Origin of the sequence: Mesorhizobium australicum WSM2073 (assembly GCF_000230995.2) — a bacterium.
GTDB classification, from domain to species: domain Bacteria; phylum Pseudomonadota; class Alphaproteobacteria; order Rhizobiales; family Rhizobiaceae; genus Mesorhizobium; species Mesorhizobium australicum.
Map to the genome: position 1 here is coordinate 3,687,673 of NC_019973.1, position 19,680 is coordinate 3,707,352.

A 19,680-nucleotide genomic window follows, 5' to 3' on the forward strand; every position below is an offset into this window, starting at 1 on the left:
CGGCATCCGAGGCGTGTCGCAAACAGGCGGTAGCGCCGTCCCCGTCGCCTGCATATTGTGCGCCGATCAGACGGGCGCCGACGCCGCCCGCAACAGCATTCTGGAGTCGCGGGCAATGGCAGAGTTTCCGAAAAAGGCGAAGGTCGTCATCATTGGCCTCGGCGGCATTGTCGGCGCATCGATCGCCCATCATCTGATCGAGCGCGGCTGGGACGACATTGTCGGCATCGACAAGTCGGGCATCCCGACCGATATCGGCTCGACCGCGCACGCTTCCGACTTTTGCTACACCACCAGCCACGATTTCCTGTCGTGCTGGACGACGCTCTATTCCATCGATTTCTACGAGAAGATGGGCCATTACGCGCGCGTCGGCGGCCTCGAGGTCGCCCGTATCGGCGACAACGGACGCATGGACGAGATCAAACGCAAGATCGCCTCGGCCAAGGCGTTCGGCACACGCGCCCGTTTGATCGATCCCGCCGAGATCAAGGAAAAATTCCCGCTCATCGAACAGGATCTGGTGCAGGGCGGCCTATGGGATCCGGATGCCGGCCTCGTTATTCCGCGCTCGCAGACCGTTGCCGGCAAGCTGGTCGACCAGGCGGAAGCGTCAGGCAAGCTCAAATCCTTCGCCAACACGCCGGCGAAGTCGCTCGTCGTCAAGGACGGCCGCATCAGTGCCGTGGTGACCGACCGCGGCACGATCGAGGCCGACTATGTCATCGTCTGCGCCGGCATCTGGGGCCGGCTGATCGCCGAGATGGTCGGCGAGGACCTGCCGGTCATGCCGATCGACCATCCGCTGACCTTCTTCGGCCCTTATACCGAGTTCGCCGGCACCGGCAAGGAGATCGGTTGGCCTCTGCTGCGCGACCAGGGCAACTCGGCTTATATGCGCGACACCGGCGACCCCAAGACCGCCGAGGGCGGCCAGATCGAATGGGGTTACTACGAAGAGACCAATCCGCGCCTCTGCCATCCGCGCGACCTGCTGGAGAAGGACCAGGCACGACTGTCGCCGTCGCAGCGCGATCTCGACATGGAGCAGATCCTGGCGCCGCTCGAGCGCGCCATGGAACTGACGCCGATCCTGGGCGAGCTCGGCTATAACGAAAGCCATTCCTTCAACGGCCTGCTGCAGGTGACGGCCGATGGCGGCCCGTCCATGGGCGAGAGCCAGAAGGTGAGGGGCCTGTGGTACGCCGTCGCCATCTGGGTCAAGGACGGCCCCGGCATGGGCAAGCTGATCGCCGACTGGATGACGGATGGCCGCACCGCGATCGACCACCACGCCATCGACTATGCGCGCTTCTATCCGCACCAGACCAAGGAACAATTCATCTGGGATCGCTGCACCGAGACGGCGATGAAGGTCTACAATCCGGCGGTGCATCCGCGCGAACCCTTCTCCAAGGCCCGCAACATCAGGCGCTCGCCGTTCTGGGAGCGTGAAAAGGAACTCGGCGGTTATTTCATGGAGCTGGGCGGCTGGGAGCGTGCGCACGGCTATGCCGCCAACGAGCATCTGCTTGAGAAGTATGGAAACCGCGTGCCGGTGCGCGAGAACGAATGGGACAACCGCCATTTCTGGCGCGTCTCGAACGCCGAGCATCTGGCGATGAGCGAGGATTGCGGCATCGTCAACCTCTCGCATTTCTCGATGTATGACATCGAAGGACCCGACCATGTCGCGCTGCTGGAATGGCTGTGCGCGGCCAAGATCGGCGGCGACAACAACATCGGCAAGGGCATCTACACCCACTTCCTCGATGAGCAAGGCATGGTGCGCGCCGACTTCACGGTGATCCGCATGGCCGACCGCTGCCGGCTGATCGATGGCGCCGACGCTGGGCCGCGCGACTACCAATACATGCGCCGCACGGCCCAGGACAAAGGGTTCGACGTCACCATCACCGACGTGACCGAGAAGTACGTCACCATCGGCATCTGGGGGCCGAATGCCCGCACGACGTTGCAAAAGGTGGTCGAGAACCCGGATGGGCTTTCGTCGGAGAATTTTCCGTTCGCGGCGATCAAGCCGGTCCGGATCGGCGGCAAGGACGTTACGGCGTTCCGTATTTCCTATGTCGGCGAGCAGGGCTGGGAACTGCATATGCGCTACGAGGATGGTCTCGCCGTCTGGGACGCGCTGCGCTCGACCGGTGTCATGCCATTCGGCGTCGAGACCTACGCCAATACGCGCCGCATGGAGAAGAGCCTGCGGCTGCAGAACGCCGACCTCTTGACCGAGTATAATCTGCTGGAAGCCGATCTCGCCCGCCCGAAGGTCAAGGAGAACGATTTCTGCGGCAAGGCCAAGCACTTGGAGTATCGTGAGCGCGCGCACCAGCCGGCGATGCTATGCACGCTGGTGATGACCGAGAACAAGGATTCCAGAGGTGTCGCCCGTTATCCGGTCGGCATCATGCCGGTGATGGACCCCGAGAGCGGGGAAACACTGGTCGACGAACTCGGCCGCCGCTCCTTCACGACATCGGTCGCCTATGGCCCGACGATCGGCAAGAACATCGCGCTCGCCTATCTGCCCTGGGCCTATGCCCAGGAAGGCCGCAAGCTCAAGGTCGAGTATTTCGGCGAGACCTATCCGGTCGAGGTCGCCAGCGTCGGCTACAAGCCGCTTTACGACGCGGAGAATCTCAAGCCGCGGAGCTGAGCCTTCGCCAAGAATCTCGCGCGTGTTTTGGATGAGCCCGGCCCAGGTCGGGCTTTTCTCTTTTTCAGCTGTCGATTCTGGCTTACCCTCGCGGCATGTCTGGTTTTGGCACTGCAAGACATCTGCTTTCGAGCGTCGTCGCGCTGGCGCTGACGCTCTGGCCGACGACAATGTCTCGCGCAGACGAGCCGGTCGATGTCGAACTGGTGCTGGCGGTGGACGTGTCGCTGTCGATGTCGGCCGACGAGCTCGAGATCCAGCGTCATGGCTACGCGGCGGCGCTGACGCACGACAATGTGCTGCAGGCGATTACCGATGGCGCCTATGGCAAGATCGCCGTCACCTACGTCGAATGGGCCGGCACCAACTGGCAAAGCGTCATCGTGCCGTGGACAGCGATCGCGACCCGGGCCGATGCGGAGCGGGTGGTGGCGCAATTGTCGGCTCAGCCGCCCAACAGCGCGCGGCGCACCTCGATCTCCGGCGCGCTGGAGTTCGGCAGCGACCTTTTCGCCGAAAGCGGCTACCAGGGAACCAAGCGCGTCATCGACATTTCGGGCGACGGGCCAAACAACCAGGGCGCGCCGGTCAATCTCGCCCGCGACGGGGTGGTCAGGCAAGGCATAGTCATCAACGGCCTGCCGCTGATGACCCGAGGCGGCTTTTCCGGCGTCTATGACGTCAACGATCTCGATCGCTACTACAGCGACTGCGTCATCGGCGGTCCCGGCGCCTTCATGATTCCGGTTAACGACTGGACGCAATTTCCCGAAGCCATCCGCCGCAAGCTGGTGCTGGAGCTTGCCGGCCCGGCGTCACTGCAATGGGCGGCGGAGGAGGCGGATCACCCGCCAGTGGTGCTGGCGCAGGACAAGCCCATCGCCGACTGCCAGGTCGGCGAGAAAATGTGGCGCAACCGCAACTGGATGCCCGACGCCAGATAGCGCAATTCCAAAACCGGATTGCCGGCTGCTTTGCGCGCAAACACGGTCCTGTTGATTGACAAGCCCATCGGCCTCTGTGAACAATTTCCCGCAGAAAAACAAAAGGGGAACCGATATGAACAGAATAACCGTCCTTGCCGCGACATTGACACTTGCCACAGGCTTGTCCGCGCCGGCGATGGCCGCCACATCGCTCACCATCGGCATCAGCGGATGGACCGGATTCGCGCCGCTGACACTCGCCAAGCAGGCAGGGCTGTTCGAGAAGCATGGGCTCGATGTGACCTTGAAGAAGGTGCCGCAGGCCAGCCGTCCGCTCGCCATCGCCAGCGGCGACCTGCAATGCGCCGCCACCACGGTCGAGACGTGGCTGGTCTGGAACGCCAGCGGGGTGACCACCAAGCAGATTTTCCAGCTCGACAAATCCTATGGCGCCGACGGCATTGTGGTGCGCAACGACATCAAGACGGTCGCCGATCTCAAGGGCAAGACCGTCGCTTCCTCGGCGCCTGGAACGTCGCCCTACTTCCTGCTGGCCTGGGTGCTGAACAAGAACGGCATGTCGACCAAGGATGTCACGGTCGTCAATCTCGAACCCGACGCGGCGGCGCAAGCCTTCCTCGCCGGCCAGAACGATGCGGCCGTCACCTACGAGCCCTTCATCTCGGCCGTGCGCGACAAGGCCGACCAGGGGCATATCCTGGCGACCACGCTCGACTATCCGATGGTTCTCGACACGGTCGGCTGCACGCCCGAATTCCTCAAGGCCAATCCCGACGCCGCCAAGGCGCTTGCCGACAGCTATTTCGACGCCCTCGACATGATCAAGAAGGAGCCGCAGAAATCCTATGAGATCATGGGCGCTGACGTGAAACAGTCGGCCAATGAATTCGAGGATTCGGCAAAGTACCTGAAATGGGCCGACAAGGCCGAGAACAAGCAGTTCTTCACCAAGGAATTCCAGGACTTTTCCAAGACCGCCGGCGATCTGCTGCTGCAAATGGGGCTGATCAAGGAGGCACCCGACGTCGCCACTCTGGCCGACACCAGCGCCGTGGCGAATTGACGGTTCAACCCTTGGGCACCGTGCGGTGGCGCAGAGCGCCGCCGCCTTGCCGCTGACAAAGGACGAAGATGCGCCCCTTGCATCCTGTCTCTCCGAGCCTGCGAACAGTGCTCGGTATCTCCTTCTTCGTGCTGTTCGTGGCCTTCTGGGCCTGGATCACGCTTGGCGGCCACGTCAACCGCATCTTCCTCGCCGATCCGCTGTCGATGCTGCGGGATGGCTGGCGGCTGCTGGTCGAGGATCGTTTCTGGCTCGACATACTGATCACCATCTGGCGGGTCTTCGGCGGCTTTGTACTGGCCTCGGTCGTCGCGGTGCCGCTCGGCATCGCCATGGGCGCCTGGAAGCCGGTGGAAGCGTTTCTGGAGCCCTTCGTCTCCTTCGCCCGCTATCTGCCGGCGTCGGCCTTCATTCCGCTGCTCATCCTTTGGGCCGGCATTGGCGAGCTGGAAAAACTGCTCGTCATCTTCGTCGGCTCGGTGTTCCAGATCATCCTGATCATTGCCGTCAAGGTTGGGGCCACGCGGCGCGACCTGGTCGAGGCCGCTTATACGCTGGGCTCGACCAACAATGGCATCGTCAGGCGGGTCATCATGCCGGCCAATGCGCCCGAGATCGCCGAGACGCTACGGCTGGTGCTCGGCTGGGCATGGACCTATGTCATCGTGGCCGAATTGATCGGCTCATCGTCGGGCATCGGTTACATGATCATCAACAGCCAGTCGCGGCTGGCGACCGGGCAGATCATCTTCGGCATCATCGTCATCGGCCTGATCGGGCTGTTGTCCGATTTTGCGTTCAAGGCGTTCAACCGCTGGCTCTTTCCATGGAGCCTGGCGTGAGCAAGCTTCTTATCGAGGGTGTCTCGCGAACCTTTGCCGGCGTGCGGGGTGGAGAACCCGTCAAGGCGCTGATGCCAATCGACCTGGCGGTGGCGGCCAACGACTTCATCACCGTTTTGGGACCGTCAGGTTGCGGAAAGTCGACACTGTTGAGGATCGTCGCCGGGTTGGAGGCGCCAAGCGAAGGCCGCGTTCGGCTAGACGGCAAGACGGTGACGCGGCCCGGGCCGGACCGCGGTATGGTCTTCCAGTCCTACACGCTGTTTCCATGGCTGACGGTCGCCGAAAACATCGGCTTCGGCCTGCGCGAACGGGGGATGGCCGAAAAGGAGCGGGACGACATTGTCGCCTCCTATGTCGATCTCGTCGGGCTGAAGGGGTTCGAGAACCATTGGCCGAAACAGCTTTCAGGGGGCATGCAGCAGCGCACGGCGATTGCCCGGGCGCTAGCCAACGATCCCGAAATCCTGTTGCTGGACGAGCCGTTCGGGGCGCTGGACAACCAGACACGCGGGCTGATGCAGGAATTGCTGCTCGGCATATGGGAACAGCGCAAGAAAACGGTGCTGTTCGTCACCCACGACATTGAGGAGGCGATCTTCATGGCCTCGCGCGTGATCGTGATGACGGCGCGGCCCGGCCGCATCAAGTCGGATGTCTCCATCGACCTGCCGCATCCCAGGCACTATACGCTGAAGACCAGTGCCGAATTCTCGGCGTTGAAGGCGCGGCTGACCGAGGACATCCGCGTCGAGGCGATGCGGACGGCGCAAGTGCGGTCGGCCGAGACCTGATCGGGATCAGGCCGCCAGCAATTGCTTGCGGTCGACGCGTTCCTGCTGCGGCGAGCGGGCGTAGAGCTCGCGGTAACATTTCGAGAAATGCGAGGCCGAGACGAAGCCGCAGGCGACCGCCACCTCGACCACCGGCAGCGACGATTGGATCAAGAGATGCCGGGCGCGGTCGAGGCGGATTTCGAGGTAGTAACGGGCAGGCGACCGTCCCATCTCGGTGCGGAACAGGCGCTCGATCTGGCGGCGCGACAGGTCGACATGGTCGGCGATCTCGATCAGCGACAGCGGCTCGGACAGATTGGCCTCCATCAGCTCGATGATGGTCAGCACTTTCGAGTTCTGCACGCCGAGGCGGGCGCGCAGCGGCAGGCGCTGGCGGTCGGTCGGACTGCGCACACGATCGGTCAGCACCTGCTCGCACACGCGGTTGACGAGGTTCTCGTCGAAATCGTCGCCGATCAGCTTCAGCATCATGTCGAGCGCGGCGGTGCCGCCGGCGCAGGTGTAGATGTTCTGGTCGATCTCGAACAGGTCGGCAAAGACATTGGCCTTCGGGAACGCTTCGGAAAAACCGGGCAGGTTTTCCCAATGGATGGCACAGCGCTTGTTGGACAGGAGCCCGGCGGCGGCGAGGATATGCGCACCGGTGCACAGGCCGCCGACGGCGACGCCGCGATTGTATTCCTCGCGCAGCCAGGCAAAGGCGGACTTGTTCTGGTAGCGCTCGACATTGGTGCCGCTGCAGACGATGGCCATATTGGGGCGATCCGGCCCCGCCATCTTCTTGCGTTCCTCCTCCAGCGAGGTGTTGACCGCACACTCGACGCCGTTCGAGGCGCGCACCGGCTTGCCGTCGATGCTGGCGAGGCGCCAGCGATAGGCCTCGTAGCCGAGCATCCGATTGGCCGAGCGCAGCGGGTCGAGCGCTGTCGCAAAAGCGATCATGGTGAAATCGGGGATAAGGAAGAACACAAACGATCGCTTGATCGGATGCTTGACGGCGTTCACGGGGAACCTCATCTGGCCATGACGCGAACAGGATGTCGCGAATAGCATAGCGTCATCAGGAAAAACCATTCCTGTCAATCGTCTAGACGGCTTTGGGAAGATTAAATTTGCGACATGGGTCGCAAATGGGCAATCGCCACGCGGTGCTGCTCGAACCAGGCCACCGTCAGGTTGTGAAGGGCGATGGAAGCGCAACAAAATAAACGCCGCCTCGGCGGACCGAGGCGGCGGCAGTCAACCCTGAAGCCGCGGCAGGGGCGCGGCTCTGGAGGTGTCTTGTATTTTCGATTTCTACGCAGTTCCGGCCGGGAAAATACGGTTTTCCTGGAACCGCGCTCGTTCAGGCGACGAAGCCGAGACGTGCCGCGGCCATGGCGCCGGTCTGGCCGGGCATGGTGTTGGCAAGACGCTGACGCTCGAGAGCGGTGGTCAGGTTCATTTCGCGGCGGGCGAAGAGGCGGGCAAAAAGCTTCATGATCATCTCCAATCGGTTGCTCGCGCGTCGGCCCGAAAATCGAATTGATTTTCGGAAAGCACGATGCGCAGACTCAAAGTGTTAGAGCGTACTTTGTGCGTCCAATAGGACGCACGTCGCTCTAAACGGGTCGCCTTCGCTTGATGGAGTGGGGCAGCTCGTTTGCTGACGGTGATATAGGCTTGTGTGAGCAGGAACTAAATCGCAAAAGCGAAGCGCTTGATATGAAAAGCGACACCAGATGCGACAAATTTTGGCAAGCTACGAGCAAGATGCCTAGGATTCATGAATATTTACAGCGGGTTAATCTAAAAATCGAGCTGCTATGCGGCTTGCTCATATGCGCCATGCGGCGGCGGCATGGCTCGTGAATTCGTTTGAATACAAATTAAATAGAGAAGGCCTGCCGGGCGGGCTGCGCGGCAGGCCTTCAGCACGGGGTACACACGATTTACTTTGCTCCAGCCCAGGATCCGACGCCGTTGCGAATGCCGGTCTTGGCGTCGGAAGCTTCCGGCCAGCCGATATCCTTCTGCAGCTCGATCGGCAGTGAACGGATGGCGCGTTCGGTCTGGTAGCGGGTGCGGGCCGCGTTGAATTCGGTCGCGATGCGGCCGAGGGACGATAGGATAGACATTTCGATCTCCTTTGCTACGGCACGGCAAGCGCCGGCAATGCGTTACGTCAGGTCTGTTTCAGCTTCATTTCACGTCGATGCAGGTCTGCGCCGTGGTCGTTTCGTGGCCGCTTTTGGCAGCATGCTGCTTCGATGGAGTTGACTATGCTCCCGGTCTGATGTTCAATCAAACGAAATGGAATGATGTTTTGTATCAGAAAAATTGAAGGTCGATCGTCATGAACGCCCCACTCAATCACCCGCTGCCGCTGCTCGACCTCGACGTTTTGCGCACCTTCGTGGCGATTGCCGAGACCGGCAGCTTCACCACCGCGGCCAATGCGGTGTTTCGGACGCCGTCGGCCGTCTCCATGCAGATCAAGAAGCTGGAGGATATTCTCGGCCGCTCGGTGTTCGCGCGCGACGCGCGTTCGGTGACGCTGACCACGGACGGCGAAATGCTGCTCGGCTATGCCCGGCGGCTTTTGTCGATCAACCGCGAGGTGGTATCGAAGTTCATCATCCCCGATATTGTCGGGGTGGTGCGGCTCGGCTCACCTGACGACTATGGCGAGCGCGTGCTGCCGCATGTGTTGAAGCGTTTCGCGCAGTCGCATCCCTCGATCGCCGTCGACGTCACCATCGACCAGAGCAGCAATCTGCGCCGGCGCATGGATGACCGGGCGCTCGACATCACGCTGTTGACCAATTCGTACAAGACCAGCGCGCTCGGTGCCGAGGTGCTGTTGACCGAGCCGATCGTGTGGGCCGGCGCCAAGGGCGGCTGCGCGCATCTGCGCGAACCGCTGCCGGTTTCGCTTTGGGAAGAGGGCTGTGCCTGGCGGGCCGGCGCGCTCGAGGCATTGGGCCGCGAGGGCCGCAACTATCGCGTCGCTTATATGAGTGCCCATACCGCAGGCCAGCGCGCCGCGATCATGGCCGACCTCGCGGTCGCGCCGCTGCCGAGATCGTTCCTGGGCAACGACATGGTCGAACTCTGCCCTAAGGACGGAATGCCCGATATCGGCACTTACAATCTTGCCATGGTGGTGGCGCCGGACGCCAGCGCGCCGGTCAAGGCCGTCGCCGACCACATCCGCGCGACCTTCGAAGTGTTCAGGGAAACCGGCAAGTTCTGATCGATGTCGTGGGGCCGAGTTTCAGTGCTCGGCGATCTCGTCACGTTCGCCGAGCCGATTGATCGTCTGGCCGAAATGGTTGGTGTGCTGGGATGAAGCTTTGGTCGACGACTTGACCGTTTCCCTTTCAGCCCGAGTGTAGGCGTCGTCGGTGAGAAACGCGACGATGTGCTGACGCGCGCGCCGCGCTTCCGGCATGTCAATCAGCGGCCAGACGTGGAACATGCCTTCCTCGTAGATCAGCTCCACCTCGACACCGGCGGCGCTGGCTTTTTGTGCAAAGATGAGATTGTCGGGCGTGAGAAGATCGCGGGAGCCCGTCAGGAGCAGTGTCTTCGGCAATACCGACAGATCGCCATAGACCGGGCTGATACGCCAGTCTGTCGGATCCAATCCGGCACTATAGAGCCGGATTGCCTCACGCCCGCCGGCGATGCCCAACCATGGATCATTCCGCTCCGCCTCAAACACTTCGGGGTTCGCGAGCGAGACGTCGAGGCCGGGTGAAATCAGCACATGGCGCGACGGCACCGGCAAACCCTCGTCCGCCGCCATCATGGTCAGCACCACGGCCATGTTGCCGCCGGCGGAATCGCCCATGAAGACGATATCTTCCGCCTCTGTCTCATCGAGCATCTGGCGGTAGACAGCGCCGACCATGCCGAACATGGCGTGGAAATCGTGTTCCGGGGCGATAGGGTAGATCGGCACGGTGATGCCGTAGCCCAGCCGGTCGGCCATGTCGGCGATCAGATACCAGTGATAGGGCGTGATTTCAAAGACATAAGCGCCGCCATGCAGGTAGAGTATCCGCTTGTGCTCTCCGGCCTTGGGGGCGATTTCGTAGACCGGAAAACCGTCCACGCTGCGCGTCTGGATTTCGAAACGCTGATGCAGCGCGGCCGGCGGATGGTGATCCTCTGTCTTGCGCGCGGCGGCGATCCAGCGCTGCAGGTTTTCCGGGCTGGAAAAGGCTTGCTTGCGGCTGTGCCTGAGCACGAAGGACACAACGTGGCTTTTCAAACTTGGCATGCGAATACACGAACTTCGGCTGCAGCCGACTAAGAGAACTCCCCCTTGCAACGAAGATCGTGCCTTGGCCGAGAATGTCAAGATTTACGGCGTGCCCACACGCTGGTGTGATCCGCGCGTCGTCGGCGCCGCGGCAAAAGTGCCGTGCGCAATCGGTTGCTGGTGGCCATCGGGGATGTGTGGGATCCCCGGTGGACGCCGAGCAATTTGTATTTGTCGGCGAACGTCGTCACCGCGTAGAGCCTAGCAGCAGCGAGGCGAGTGTGGCCTGCGGATCGTTCGGCGGCGATGCCGGCCAGCCGATGTCCTTCTGGACATGCGCCGGCAAGCTGTTCAGCGCGCGGATCGATTTGTTCCTGGCGTGGGCTTGCCTGATGGCCACACCCAAGCGGCCGAAATTTTCGAACATCGTCATTGTCATCTCCCCTGAAGAACGGCGATGGCCAAGGACTGTCCTCAGCCGCCGTTCGATGTGCGGGTAAATGCGCTGTGCATGTATCTGCTGGATTTCGCGAAAACAGCGTTTCGGTTTCCGGATCGGACGATCCGGAAACATTTGCATACAAATAAATCGAGGGAGTGGCCGGCGCGTCTATTCGCGGCTGCGCCGAGCAGCATGGCCTTCGCGGGAGCGCCGGCGCGGTGCTGCATCTCCGGCGATGCCATCCTCGCTCACCGTCTTGCGCGGCGGCAGCTTCACCGCCGCCGCCAGTTTCGGGAACGGGTCGACCTTGTTGGGCAGCGCCATGGCGTAGACGAAGTGCTCCTGGAATTTCGGCTCGAGCGCCGTCTCGATCTTTTCGATCTGGCTCACCGTCTCCTCGATCTCGCGGCGATAGCCGCGATTGAGCAGCGCCATGCGAGCACCCGCGCCGGCGGCGTTGCCCACGGCCGAGACCTTGTCGAGGTCGCAATCGGGGATGAGACCTAGCACCATGGCGTATTTCGGATCGATGAAGGAGCCGAAGGCACCGGCGAAGTGGATGCGGTCGACATGCTCGGTGTTCTGTTTTTCCATCAACAGCTTGGTGCCGGCATAGAGCGCCGCCTTGGCCAACTGAATGGCACGCACGTCTGTCTGGGTGATGGTGATCTTGGGTTCGCCTTCCTTCAGCACGTAGGAGAAGGTGCGGCCGTTGGCAACGACGCGCGGCGAGCGCGCGGCAAGCGATCCGTCGACGACGCCATCCTCGGAGATGACGCCGGCGAGATACATTTCGGCGACGATCTCGATGATGCCGGAGCCGCAAATGCCGGTGACGCCGGTCGCCTGCACGCTGTCGAGGAAGCCGGGCTCGTCGGACCACAGTTCCGAGCCGATGACGCGGTATTTCGGCTCCAGCGTGTCTGGATCGATGCGCACGCGCTCGATGGCGCCGGGCGCAGCCCGCTGGCCACCGGAGATTTCGGCGCCTTCGAAAGCCGGACCGGTAGGCGAGGAAGCAGCGACTACCCGTGTACGGTTTCCGAGTACGATCTCGGCATTGGTGCCGACGTCCACGATCAGCATCATCTCGTCCTGGCGGTGCGGGCCTTCGGACAGGGTCACGGCCGCCGCGTCGGCGCCGACATGACCGGCGATGCAAGGCAACATATAGAGCCGTGCGCCCTGGTTGAGCTTCAGCCCGATGTCGGAGGCCTTGATGCGAACGGCGCCCGAGACGGCAAGCGCGAAGGGCGCGCCACCGAGTTCGGTCGGATCGATGCCGAGGAACAGGTGATGCATGATCGGATTGCCGACGAAGACGGAATCCAGGATGTCGTTGCGCTGGACATTGCCTTCCGCGCAAACCTTATCGACGAGGCCGGAGATTGCCTCGCGGACAGCAACCGTCATGCCTTCGCGGCCATCCGGGTTCATCATCACATAGGAGACGCGGCTCATCAGATCCTCGCCGAAGCGGATCTGCGGGTTCGACGTTCCGGACGAGGCGGCGACGCGGCCCGACAGCAGCGACACCAGATGCATGGCGATGGTGGTCGAGCCGATGTCGCAGGCCAGGCCATAGGCCTCGTTCTTGAGGCCCGGCCACAGCGCGATGACGCGCGCTGTCTCGGTGTCCGTATCCTTGTAGATGGCGGCGGTCGCCGTCCAGTTGCCCTTGCGCAAAATACCTTGCACTTGCGGCAGCAGATAAAAATCGAAGTCCAGGCTTTTGAGGTTCCAGTCCTTCATCAGGGCGATCTTCAGGCGGTCGAGATCGCCAAGCGGCTTGTGCATGTCTGGTTCTTCGATCTCGACGTAGCACATGCGGATCGCGGAATCGCGGGCGATGACCCTGGTGTCGGCATCCTTGCGGATGGTCTGGGCGTTGATGACCGTGTCCTGCGGCACGTCAATGACGAGATCGCCGAGAATCTGGGCGGAGCAGGAGAGGCGGCGCCGTTCGGGCAGGCCGCGCACACGTTCATAGCGCTCTTCCTTAGGGCCTTTGGGTGATATGTGGTCGTTTGAGGAGGTGATCTTGTGCTTGGCGAAATTGCCTTCCTGCACCTCGATCTGGCAGCGTCCGCAAGTGGCGCGTCCGCCGCACACGCTCTCGACATAGACGCCGAGCTGGCGCGCGGCGTCGAGCACGGGCGTGCCGACAGGGAACCGCCCGCGCTTGCCTGACGGCATGAACAGCACGAGCGGATCGGTTATGTTTGCAGGCGAGTTCACGATTGCGCGCTTATCCCCGGCCCATGCGGGCTTCACGGCCACCGCGTCGGCGGCCGCCATTGCCGCCGCCTTCGCCCGGCGCGTTGACCGCTGTCGGCGCTGCCACCGCCTGGCCGCCTTCGGCCGGCTTGTAATCCTTGTAGGTCTTGATCCATTTGGTGCAGTTCTCGTCGGTGCCGTTCAGCACGTTGGCGCCGCGCACCGCTTCCATTTCCTGCTGGCGCACCGGGTTCATGATCGCCGAGGTCATGCCAGCGCCGATCACCATCGGGATGAAGGCGGCGTTGATGCCGTGGCGGTGCGGCAGGCCGAAGGAGATGTTGGACAGGCCGCAGGTGGTGTTGACCTTGAGCTCTTCGCGGAGCCGACGCAGCAGGGCGAACACCTGACGGCCGGCATCGCCCAGCGCGCCGATCGGCATCACCAGCGGATCGACGACGACGTCATGCGCCGGGATGCCGAAATCGGCGCAGCGCTGCACGATCTTCTTGGCGACGGCAAAGCGCACGTCCGGATCCATCGAAATGCCGGTCTCGTCGTTGGAGATGGCGACGACCGGCACATTGTATTTCTTGATCAGCGGCAGGATGGCCTCGAGCTTTTCCTCCTCGCCGGTGACGGAATTGACCAACGGGCGGCCCTTGGCGACTTTCAGCGCGGCTTCGATCGCGGCGGTGACGGAACTGTCGATCGACAGCGGCAGATCGACCAGGCCCTGGACGATCTCCAGCGTCTGCACCAGAAGGCCAGGTTCGGTTTCGTTCGGGTTGACCGAGGTGACGCCGGCATTGACGTCGAGCATGGTGGCGCCGCAGGCGGCCTGCTCCAGCGCGTCCTTGATGACGGTCTCGAAATTGCCAACCACCATTTCGGCGGCGAGCTTCTTGCGGCCGGTCGGGTTGATGCGTTCGCCAATCACGCAGAAAGGCTGGTCGAAGCCGATGATGATTTCTCGTGTCGCCGAGGCGACGATGGTCCGGGTCATGAAATCTCTCCGTCGTGATATAAAGAGTTCTTTATATCGTTATCTCTTGTCGATCAAGCGAATGGTCGCTCTCCGCGCAAGTCAATGCGCGGTCTTCACCATGTCCACCTGGGTTTCGGTAATGTCGTCGTGCAGGATGCGGTCCAGCCGGTCGGCGACCATCTGGTCGTCGCGGCGGATCTCGCGCTTCCACGGCTGGCGGCCCTTCAGCACGCCCGATTCATCGACGATCTCGGCGACATATTCCTCCTGGCGATAGGCCATCACATGGATGCCGGAGACACCGGGAATTTCCTTCACCTCGTTGATGATGTCGGTGCAGAGCTGCTTGCCTTCCTTCTTCTGGTCCTGGGCGCCTTCCAGCCGCTTGATGATAGCGTCAGGGATATGGATGCCCGGCACGTTGGAGCGGATCCATTTTGCCGTCTTGGCGGAAGCGAGAGGGCCGACGCCACACAGGATGAACACTTTCTCGGTGTGGCCGAGATCACGTGCCTTCTGCATGAAGGTCTTGAACATCGGCACGTCGAAGCAATACTGCGTCTGCACGAACTGCGCGCCGGCGGCGATCTTCTTGCCGAGATGGATCGGGCGAAAGTCGAAAGGCGGCGCGAACGGATTGACGGCAGCGCCCAGGAACAGCTGCGGCGGCGTCGTCAGCTTGCGGCCGGACAGAAACTTGCCGTTGTCTCGCATGATGCGGCAGGTCTCCAACAGCGACATGGAATCGAGGTCGAACACCGGCTTGGCGCCCGGCTGGTCCCCGGCCTGCACGCCGTCGCCGGTCAGGCACAGCATGTTGGCGACGCCCATCGCGGCGCCGCCCAGCACGTCGCCCTGGATGGCGATGCGGTTCTTGTCGCGGCAGGCGATCTGCATGATCGGGGCGTAGCCCATGCGGGTCAGAAGTGCACAGATGCCGACCGACGACATATGGCAATTGGCGCCGGACGCATCGACGGCGTTGATGGCGTCGACCCAGCCGTCGAAGATCTTCGCACGGTTGTAGACATCCTCCGGATCGGCGCTGTCGGGCGGGTTCAGTTCGGTCGTCACCGCAAACTCGCCGCGCCTGAGCACGCGCTCCAGCCGGCCGCGCGAGGTGTGGCCGGGCAGGGGATCGAGCGGCAAATGGATGCCGGCCGGATTTTCGTCGAGCTGGCGGCCGGTCACGCGGAGGCTCCGGTCTTCGCGGCAGCGGCGGCTTCACGGGCTGCCGCAGCCTGCGCGGTCACCCGCAGCCAGGCAGAGGTTTCGCGCAACGACTGGTCGACCGGCTTCTGCACGGTGAGGATCCTGTCGGAGTTGACCATGTTCTGCGAACCTTCCCAGGCCTTGACCCAGACGCAGGGCATATCGGGTTCGACCTCGCAATTGCCGTTGGCGCGCACGCCGCCGCAAGGGCCGTTGCGCAACTGCTTGGGGCAGTTCATCGGGCAAGACATGCCGGTCGAGGACAGGATGCACTGACCGCACATGCGGCAGTCGAACATGAAGCCTTTTACGCGCTTTTCGACGAACTTGATTGGAGCCTCGACGCGGCCATAGCCGATACCCTTCCACAACGGGTGCAGCAGCAAGAAGGTGTCGGCGAAGCGGGCGTAAAACCATTCGAGCAAGCGCGAATGCCTGATCGACCACAGCCGTATCGCGAAGGAGCGCTGTACGCGCCGCTGCGGCGAGACATCGGCCGGCTTGTAGTCGGACTTCGGCGCCGCCTTCTTGACCTGAGTGGCCTGCGTAATGGCCACGCCTTCCTTGCTGACGGGAGTGGTTTCAGACATTTTCTTTGCCGCCGGCCTTGACCAGAGCGACCAGCCGCTCGCGGTCATATTTCGCGTCGATCTCGTTGAAGGCCTTTTCGACCTCGGCTTCGAGATCGTCACCGACCGGAACTGGATCAGCCTTGCGCCATTCGGCCAGATAGTCGTCCGTGCCGCCGGCGCCGGTGCGCATGGCGCACATGTCGATCGCCTCGGTGAAGCGCAACGGCAGTTCGCGCTTGGCGTTCTGCCGGCCCTTCTTGACGATGACCTGGGCAGGAATGTCGCGCCAGTAGACGACGATAAGATCGGCCATGAATTCTCGCTCCTCGATCCCCGAGCATTGCCGCAAGCGCAGTGGGCCCGCTTGTTATGGGACGACGCGCGCGCATTCAAAAGCGACGCATTTGGATGTCGTAAAATGAAAGGTGCGTTTATTCGTTTGCGACCCATGCCGCGACGGGGTCACTGCAGCGGTAATGGCGACGGAATTTGCGCTGTTCCGGACACTGGATGCGTTACCAAATGCCGGTTCTCAGCCCTGTCCAGACGTAGAACCAGATCGTCGGGTGGTACCACAGCTTCGACGGCAGCCCTGGATCGAACGTTGCGAGTTTACCGGCCAGCGCGTCGCTGACCGCCTCGACGCAGATGTCGCGCGAAAACGCCGCCTGGCGCAGCGCATAGCTTGAGATGGTGTCACCTTGTTTCGGCTCGCCGCGCACCTGCTTCAGCACGCCACCAGTGTCGACGCCCGCATCGACCAGATGGACGGTGGTGCCGAAATTCTGCGGATCGCCTGACGTCAACGCCCAATAGCCGCCATTCATGCCGCGATATTTCGGGGTGATGCCGGCATGATAGTTGAGCACCGGACACGGCATTTTGGCCAGCATCTCCCTGGAAATCAGCCGGCAGCCGTTCAGCAGCACGACGCCGGGCTTGATCGTCTCGATTGCCTGCAGACATTCCGGCCCGTTGGCGGATGCCACATGGATGATGACCTGGCCTTGCCGCGGTTCCGTTTCAAGCTTCTCCTCGGCAATCAACCGGGCGGCGTGTTTGACATTAAGCCGTTTGCCGAGCCTGCTCAGCACCATAGTGCCGAGCTGGCCGATGGCAGAGATCCAGCCCTGGCGTCGGGCGCGGCCGCGCAGCAATTGCTTTTTAGATTCAGGGATTTCGAGGACGACGCTGACAGGGCCGACGCGGTCGGCGAGGTCGTTGATCATGGCCCAGACATGCGCGCCGCCACCGGTGACGACCACAATAGGTCGCGGATTTGGTTGCGACGCTGCCATTGATCTTTCCGTGCTCCAAGGACCGGCTGATATGGCCGGACCTTAGGGCGGGCGGGTTAATCCTTGGTATGCCGGAAGCCTTACCAACCCATGAAGCCCCCCGGTCAGCGCATGAAGACTTGGTCAGCGCTTGAACTCCATGATGTCGAGCTTCGATTCATAGTAGGGCGCGGGGAACTCGATGCGCCATTCCTTGGCGCTGTTTCGGAAGGCGTAACCAACCTGGTCGGTCTGCGGGCCGCTGCCATAGGGCTTTGCCCGATCGTCGTTGACGGAGCCGGAGCCAAGATAGATCGAGCGCTTGTCGCCGTCGTCGAAGAAGCGGCCCTGGGTGCGCTGAGAACCGCTGATCTTTTCCAGCCGCCAGCCGGAGCCATCATCGGTGACCCTGCATTTGAACCAGCCATAGACAACGAGCGGGCTCAGTCCGCCGACCTTGATCGTGCGGCACCGCCAGTTGCCGGTGAGATCCTTGTCGGAGAAGGCGACCAGCGGCTTGGCCAACAGCGTGTCGAGCTGCTTGAGCTCGGCGGGGTTGGCCGCCTTTGCTTCGGCGAGCGCCGCCTTGCGGGTGTCGCCATATTTGTCGAGCCGCGCCTTATCGGCAGGCGTGATCAGTTTTTGCACTTGTCCGTCGGCAAGGGCGGGCAAAGTACAGCAGAGGAGACCAAGGGCGGCGATCAATGAGCGAAGGATCATCAAAGAATTCCCTGTTTTGTCTGGAACGGCGCTGCCGCCGCCTGGCGCATAACTTACCGGGTCGCTGGCGCCTGTCATCCGTGCTTAACAGCGTCTCGGTCAAAACTCATGGTGTGACGCATGCGAATCTTGCTTACGGGATCGTCGGGTTGGCTGGGCAGCGCGCTGGCGCCACTCCTGCGTGAGCTTGGACATGACGTGACCGGCCTCGATCCCGTTCCATCGGTCGAAACGCGGATCGTCGGTTCGATTGCCGACCGTGACCTCGTCATGCGTGCCGTCGGAGAAAACCGGATAGAGGCCATTATTCACAGAGGCGCGCTGCACAAGCCCAACATAGACAGCCACGCCAACAGCGATTTCATCGCGGCCAACGTGCAAGGCACGCTAAACCTGCTCGACGCGGCGGTGGCGGCCAATGTGCAACGCTTCGTCTTCACGTCAACGACCTCGCTGATGATCTCGCAGGCGATACGCGACGGCTTCAAGGGCGGTGCGCGCAAGGCGGCGTGGCTGACGGAAGCGATGTCGCCCGAGCCGCGCAACATCTATGGCGTCACCAAGCTATCCGCCGAGCATCTCTGCCGTCTCTACCACCTCCAGCACGGCCTGCCGGTGGTGGTGCTGCGCACGGCACGTTTCTTCCCCGAGGCCGACGACATGGCGCATGCCATCGAGCAGTCGGACGCCAACACCAAGGCGAACGAACTGCTGTTTCGGCGGCTGATGGTGGAGGACGCGGCGCAGGCGCATGTCGCCGCCTTGGAGAAGGCACCGGAGCTCGGCTTCGACACCTTCATCATCTGTGCGCCGACGCCGTTCCAACCCGAAGATTGCGAGGCGTTGATCAAGGACGCGCCGTCCGTGGTGGCGCGGTATTTTCCTGAATTTCCCGCTCTCTACGCGAGGAAGGGCTGGACGATGTTTTCCTCGATCGACCGGATCTATGACGCGTCGCGGGCGAGGGACAGGCTGGGTTTTGCCTGCAGGACGAGCTTTGCCGACGTGCTGGCGGCGCTGGCAGCCGAAGACCCGGCCTGAAGCCGTCAGGCGTTCGCGGCCGCCCGCGCCAGGCCTGGCGTCAGGTCGCCAAAATCGGTGGAGCGGCGCTCATAGGCGAGGCCGAGCAGGGCGGCGGCCTTTTCCGCGACCTTGTCGAGCTCCGGATCATCGGTCTGCGCCAGATAGATCAGCTTCTCGTAATTGCCGAAATAGTCCTTGATCAGCTCCGGGTGCTTATCCAGCCCGAGCGGCTTCATGAAGAAGGCATCGAACTGGCGGCACAGGAAGTCCGTCATGTAGAAGGACATCATGTCGTCGTCGGCGACCTTCGCATAGGCGTCCATGCCTTGATAGAACGCGAAGCAATGCGGGCCGGCCATGCGTTCGACGCCATGCTTCTCCAACACGCGGTCAAGCAGGCCGCCAGTGCCGCAATCGGCATAGCCGACGAAGATATGTTCATAGCCTTCCGCCCTGGCCTTTTCGATCGCCTTGTCCATGGCCGGCGCGATGCGGTCGGGATGGAAATGAAACTCCGCCGGCAAACACGTCAATTCGAGGTGATCCAGCCCGAGCTGTTCCTTGACGGCCAACACCTCGCGCGCAATCATCCCGCAGGCGATGACGAGCAGCCTGTCTGTCTGATTCGGTTTTGTTTTTTTCGTCTTGACCAAG

Annotated in this window: 20 protein-coding genes; 7 read left to right on the forward strand and 13 right to left on the reverse strand. The window is 62.3% G+C overall.

Annotated elements, in window-relative coordinates:
- Positions 1–115 precede the first annotated feature (115 nt).
- From MESAU_RS17680 to MESAU_RS17700, 5 genes are all read left to right on the forward strand, one after another.
- Positions 116–2,677 (forward strand): GcvT family protein, encoded by a 2,562-nt coding sequence (locus tag MESAU_RS17680; RefSeq protein WP_015317409.1) that lies wholly within the window; start codon positions 116–118, stop codon positions 2,675–2,677.
- Positions 2,678–2,772: 95 nt separating this feature from the next.
- Positions 2,773–3,621, forward strand: a complete 849-nt coding sequence (locus MESAU_RS17685; RefSeq protein ID WP_015317410.1) for a DUF1194 domain-containing protein — start codon at positions 2,773–2,775, stop codon at positions 3,619–3,621.
- Positions 3,622–3,736: 115 nt separating this feature from the next.
- The gene (locus MESAU_RS17690; RefSeq protein ID WP_015317411.1) at positions 3,737–4,687 is read left to right on the forward strand and encodes an ABC transporter substrate-binding protein; all 951 of its coding nucleotides are present in this window, start codon (positions 3,737–3,739) and stop codon (positions 4,685–4,687) included.
- A 68-nt stretch (positions 4,688–4,755) separates the two neighbouring features.
- Positions 4,756–5,529, forward strand: a complete 774-nt coding sequence (locus MESAU_RS17695; protein WP_015317412.1) for an ABC transporter permease — start codon at positions 4,756–4,758, stop codon at positions 5,527–5,529.
- Positions 5,526–6,323: an ABC transporter ATP-binding protein gene (locus MESAU_RS17700; protein ID WP_015317413.1), complete on the forward strand. Its 798-nt coding sequence runs from the start codon at positions 5,526–5,528 to the stop codon at positions 6,321–6,323. Before MESAU_RS17695 ends, MESAU_RS17700 begins: the two co-directional genes overlap by 4 nt.
- A gap of 6 nt (positions 6,324–6,329) precedes the next feature.
- Here the strand turns inward: MESAU_RS17700 and MESAU_RS17705 are convergent, their stop codons facing one another.
- From MESAU_RS17705 to MESAU_RS17710, 3 genes are all read right to left on the reverse strand, one after another.
- Positions 6,330–7,268 carry a GlxA family transcriptional regulator gene (locus MESAU_RS17705; RefSeq protein WP_263485819.1) on the reverse strand — a complete coding sequence of 313 codons (939 nt, stop codon included), beginning with the start codon at positions 7,266–7,268 and terminating at the stop codon, positions 6,330–6,332.
- A gap of 403 nt (positions 7,269–7,671) precedes the next feature.
- The gene (locus MESAU_RS32250; RefSeq protein ID WP_013894968.1) at positions 7,672–7,806 is read right to left on the reverse strand and encodes a hypothetical protein; all 135 of its coding nucleotides are present in this window, start codon (positions 7,804–7,806) and stop codon (positions 7,672–7,674) included.
- Between the two features lie 451 nt (positions 7,807–8,257).
- Complete coding sequence (locus tag MESAU_RS17710) at positions 8,258–8,443, reverse strand: hypothetical protein (RefSeq protein WP_015317415.1); 186 nt, start codon at positions 8,441–8,443, stop codon at positions 8,258–8,260.
- Between the two features lie 218 nt (positions 8,444–8,661).
- Between MESAU_RS17710 and MESAU_RS17715 the strand changes: the two genes are divergently transcribed.
- Entirely contained in the window at positions 8,662–9,561 is a 900-nt protein-coding gene (locus MESAU_RS17715) for a LysR substrate-binding domain-containing protein (protein WP_015317416.1), read from the forward strand.
- A 21-nt stretch (positions 9,562–9,582) separates the two neighbouring features.
- Here the strand turns inward: MESAU_RS17715 and MESAU_RS17720 are convergent, their stop codons facing one another.
- The 9 genes from MESAU_RS17720 to MESAU_RS17760 all read right to left on the reverse strand — a co-directional run bounded on the left by MESAU_RS17720 (position 9,583) and on the right by MESAU_RS17760 (position 18,003).
- Positions 9,583–10,593, reverse strand: a complete 1,011-nt coding sequence (locus tag MESAU_RS17720) for an alpha/beta hydrolase (protein WP_015317417.1) — start codon at positions 10,591–10,593, stop codon at positions 9,583–9,585.
- Between the two features lie 229 nt (positions 10,594–10,822).
- Positions 10,823–11,008 carry a hypothetical protein gene (locus tag MESAU_RS31945; RefSeq protein WP_015317418.1) on the reverse strand — a complete coding sequence of 62 codons (186 nt, stop codon included), beginning with the start codon at positions 11,006–11,008 and terminating at the stop codon, positions 10,823–10,825.
- A gap of 177 nt (positions 11,009–11,185) precedes the next feature.
- On the reverse strand, positions 11,186–13,315 hold the full coding sequence (locus MESAU_RS17730; protein ID WP_015317419.1) for an ASKHA domain-containing protein: 2,130 nt from the start codon (positions 13,313–13,315) through the stop codon (positions 11,186–11,188).
- On the reverse strand, positions 13,266–14,240 hold the full coding sequence (locus MESAU_RS17735) for a methyltetrahydrofolate cobalamin methyltransferase (protein ID WP_015317420.1): 975 nt from the start codon (positions 14,238–14,240) through the stop codon (positions 13,266–13,268). Before MESAU_RS17735 ends, MESAU_RS17730 begins: the two co-directional genes overlap by 50 nt.
- Before the next feature lie 81 nt (positions 14,241–14,321).
- Complete coding sequence (locus MESAU_RS17740; RefSeq protein ID WP_015317421.1) at positions 14,322–15,413, reverse strand: methylenetetrahydrofolate reductase; 1,092 nt, start codon at positions 15,411–15,413, stop codon at positions 14,322–14,324.
- The gene (locus MESAU_RS17745; RefSeq protein ID WP_015317422.1) at positions 15,410–16,024 is read right to left on the reverse strand and encodes a methylenetetrahydrofolate reductase C-terminal domain-containing protein; all 615 of its coding nucleotides are present in this window, start codon (positions 16,022–16,024) and stop codon (positions 15,410–15,412) included. Before MESAU_RS17745 ends, MESAU_RS17740 begins: the two co-directional genes overlap by 4 nt.
- Positions 16,017–16,319, reverse strand: coding sequence for a virulence factor (locus tag MESAU_RS17750; RefSeq protein WP_015317423.1), 303 nt, complete (start codon positions 16,317–16,319; stop codon positions 16,017–16,019). The genes MESAU_RS17745 and MESAU_RS17750 overlap by 8 nt, the downstream gene beginning before the upstream one ends.
- A gap of 202 nt (positions 16,320–16,521) precedes the next feature.
- A complete protein-coding gene (locus tag MESAU_RS17755) occupies positions 16,522–17,304 on the reverse strand; it encodes a formyl transferase (protein WP_015317424.1) in 783 nt (260 codons plus the stop codon).
- A 123-nt stretch (positions 17,305–17,427) separates the two neighbouring features.
- Entirely contained in the window at positions 17,428–18,003 is a 576-nt protein-coding gene (locus MESAU_RS17760; RefSeq protein WP_015317425.1) for a DUF4893 domain-containing protein, read from the reverse strand.
- A 120-nt stretch (positions 18,004–18,123) separates the two neighbouring features.
- Between MESAU_RS17760 and MESAU_RS17765 the strand changes: the two genes are divergently transcribed.
- Positions 18,124–19,044 carry an NAD-dependent epimerase/dehydratase family protein gene (locus MESAU_RS17765; RefSeq protein ID WP_015317426.1) on the forward strand — a complete coding sequence of 307 codons (921 nt, stop codon included), beginning with the start codon at positions 18,124–18,126 and terminating at the stop codon, positions 19,042–19,044.
- 5 nt (positions 19,045–19,049) lie between these two features.
- Here MESAU_RS17765 and MESAU_RS17770 read toward each other — a convergent pair whose 3' ends face one another.
- The gene (locus MESAU_RS17770; RefSeq protein WP_015317427.1) at positions 19,050–19,679 is read right to left on the reverse strand and encodes a DUF1638 domain-containing protein; all 630 of its coding nucleotides are present in this window, start codon (positions 19,677–19,679) and stop codon (positions 19,050–19,052) included.
- Position 19,680 lies beyond the last annotated feature (1 nt).

Coding starts and splice junctions, on each gene's coding strand:
- MESAU_RS17680 (WP_015317409.1), top strand. CDS start 116: ATGGCAGAGTTTCCGAAAAAGGCGAAGGTCGTCATCATTGGCCTCGGC.
- MESAU_RS17685 (WP_015317410.1), top strand. CDS start 2,773: ATGTCTGGTTTTGGCACTGCAAGACATCTGCTTTCGAGCGTCGTCGCG.
- MESAU_RS17690 (WP_015317411.1), top strand. CDS start 3,737: ATGAACAGAATAACCGTCCTTGCCGCGACATTGACACTTGCCACAGGC.
- MESAU_RS17695 (WP_015317412.1), top strand. CDS start 4,756: ATGCGCCCCTTGCATCCTGTCTCTCCGAGCCTGCGAACAGTGCTCGGT.
- MESAU_RS17705 (WP_263485819.1), bottom strand. CDS start 7,268: ATGATCGCTTTTGCGACAGCGCTCGACCCGCTGCGCTCGGCCAATCGG.
- MESAU_RS32250 (WP_013894968.1), bottom strand. CDS start 7,806: ATGAAGCTTTTTGCCCGCCTCTTCGCCCGCCGCGAAATGAACCTGACC.
- MESAU_RS17710 (WP_015317415.1), bottom strand. CDS start 8,443: ATGTCTATCCTATCGTCCCTCGGCCGCATCGCGACCGAATTCAACGCG.
- MESAU_RS17715 (WP_015317416.1), top strand. CDS start 8,662: ATGAACGCCCCACTCAATCACCCGCTGCCGCTGCTCGACCTCGACGTT.
- MESAU_RS17720 (WP_015317417.1), bottom strand. CDS start 10,593: ATGCCAAGTTTGAAAAGCCACGTTGTGTCCTTCGTGCTCAGGCACAGC.
- MESAU_RS31945 (WP_015317418.1), bottom strand. CDS start 11,008: ATGACGATGTTCGAAAATTTCGGCCGCTTGGGTGTGGCCATCAGGCAA.
- MESAU_RS17730 (WP_015317419.1), bottom strand. CDS start 13,315: ATGGCGGCCGCCGACGCGGTGGCCGTGAAGCCCGCATGGGCCGGGGAT.
- MESAU_RS17735 (WP_015317420.1), bottom strand. CDS start 14,240: ATGACCCGGACCATCGTCGCCTCGGCGACACGAGAAATCATCATCGGC.
- MESAU_RS17745 (WP_015317422.1), bottom strand. CDS start 16,024: ATGTCTGAAACCACTCCCGTCAGCAAGGAAGGCGTGGCCATTACGCAG.
- MESAU_RS17750 (WP_015317423.1), bottom strand. CDS start 16,319: ATGGCCGATCTTATCGTCGTCTACTGGCGCGACATTCCTGCCCAGGTC.
- MESAU_RS17755 (WP_015317424.1), bottom strand. CDS start 17,304: ATGGCAGCGTCGCAACCAAATCCGCGACCTATTGTGGTCGTCACCGGT.
- MESAU_RS17760 (WP_015317425.1), bottom strand. CDS start 18,003: ATGATCCTTCGCTCATTGATCGCCGCCCTTGGTCTCCTCTGCTGTACT.
- MESAU_RS17765 (WP_015317426.1), top strand. CDS start 18,124: ATGCGAATCTTGCTTACGGGATCGTCGGGTTGGCTGGGCAGCGCGCTG.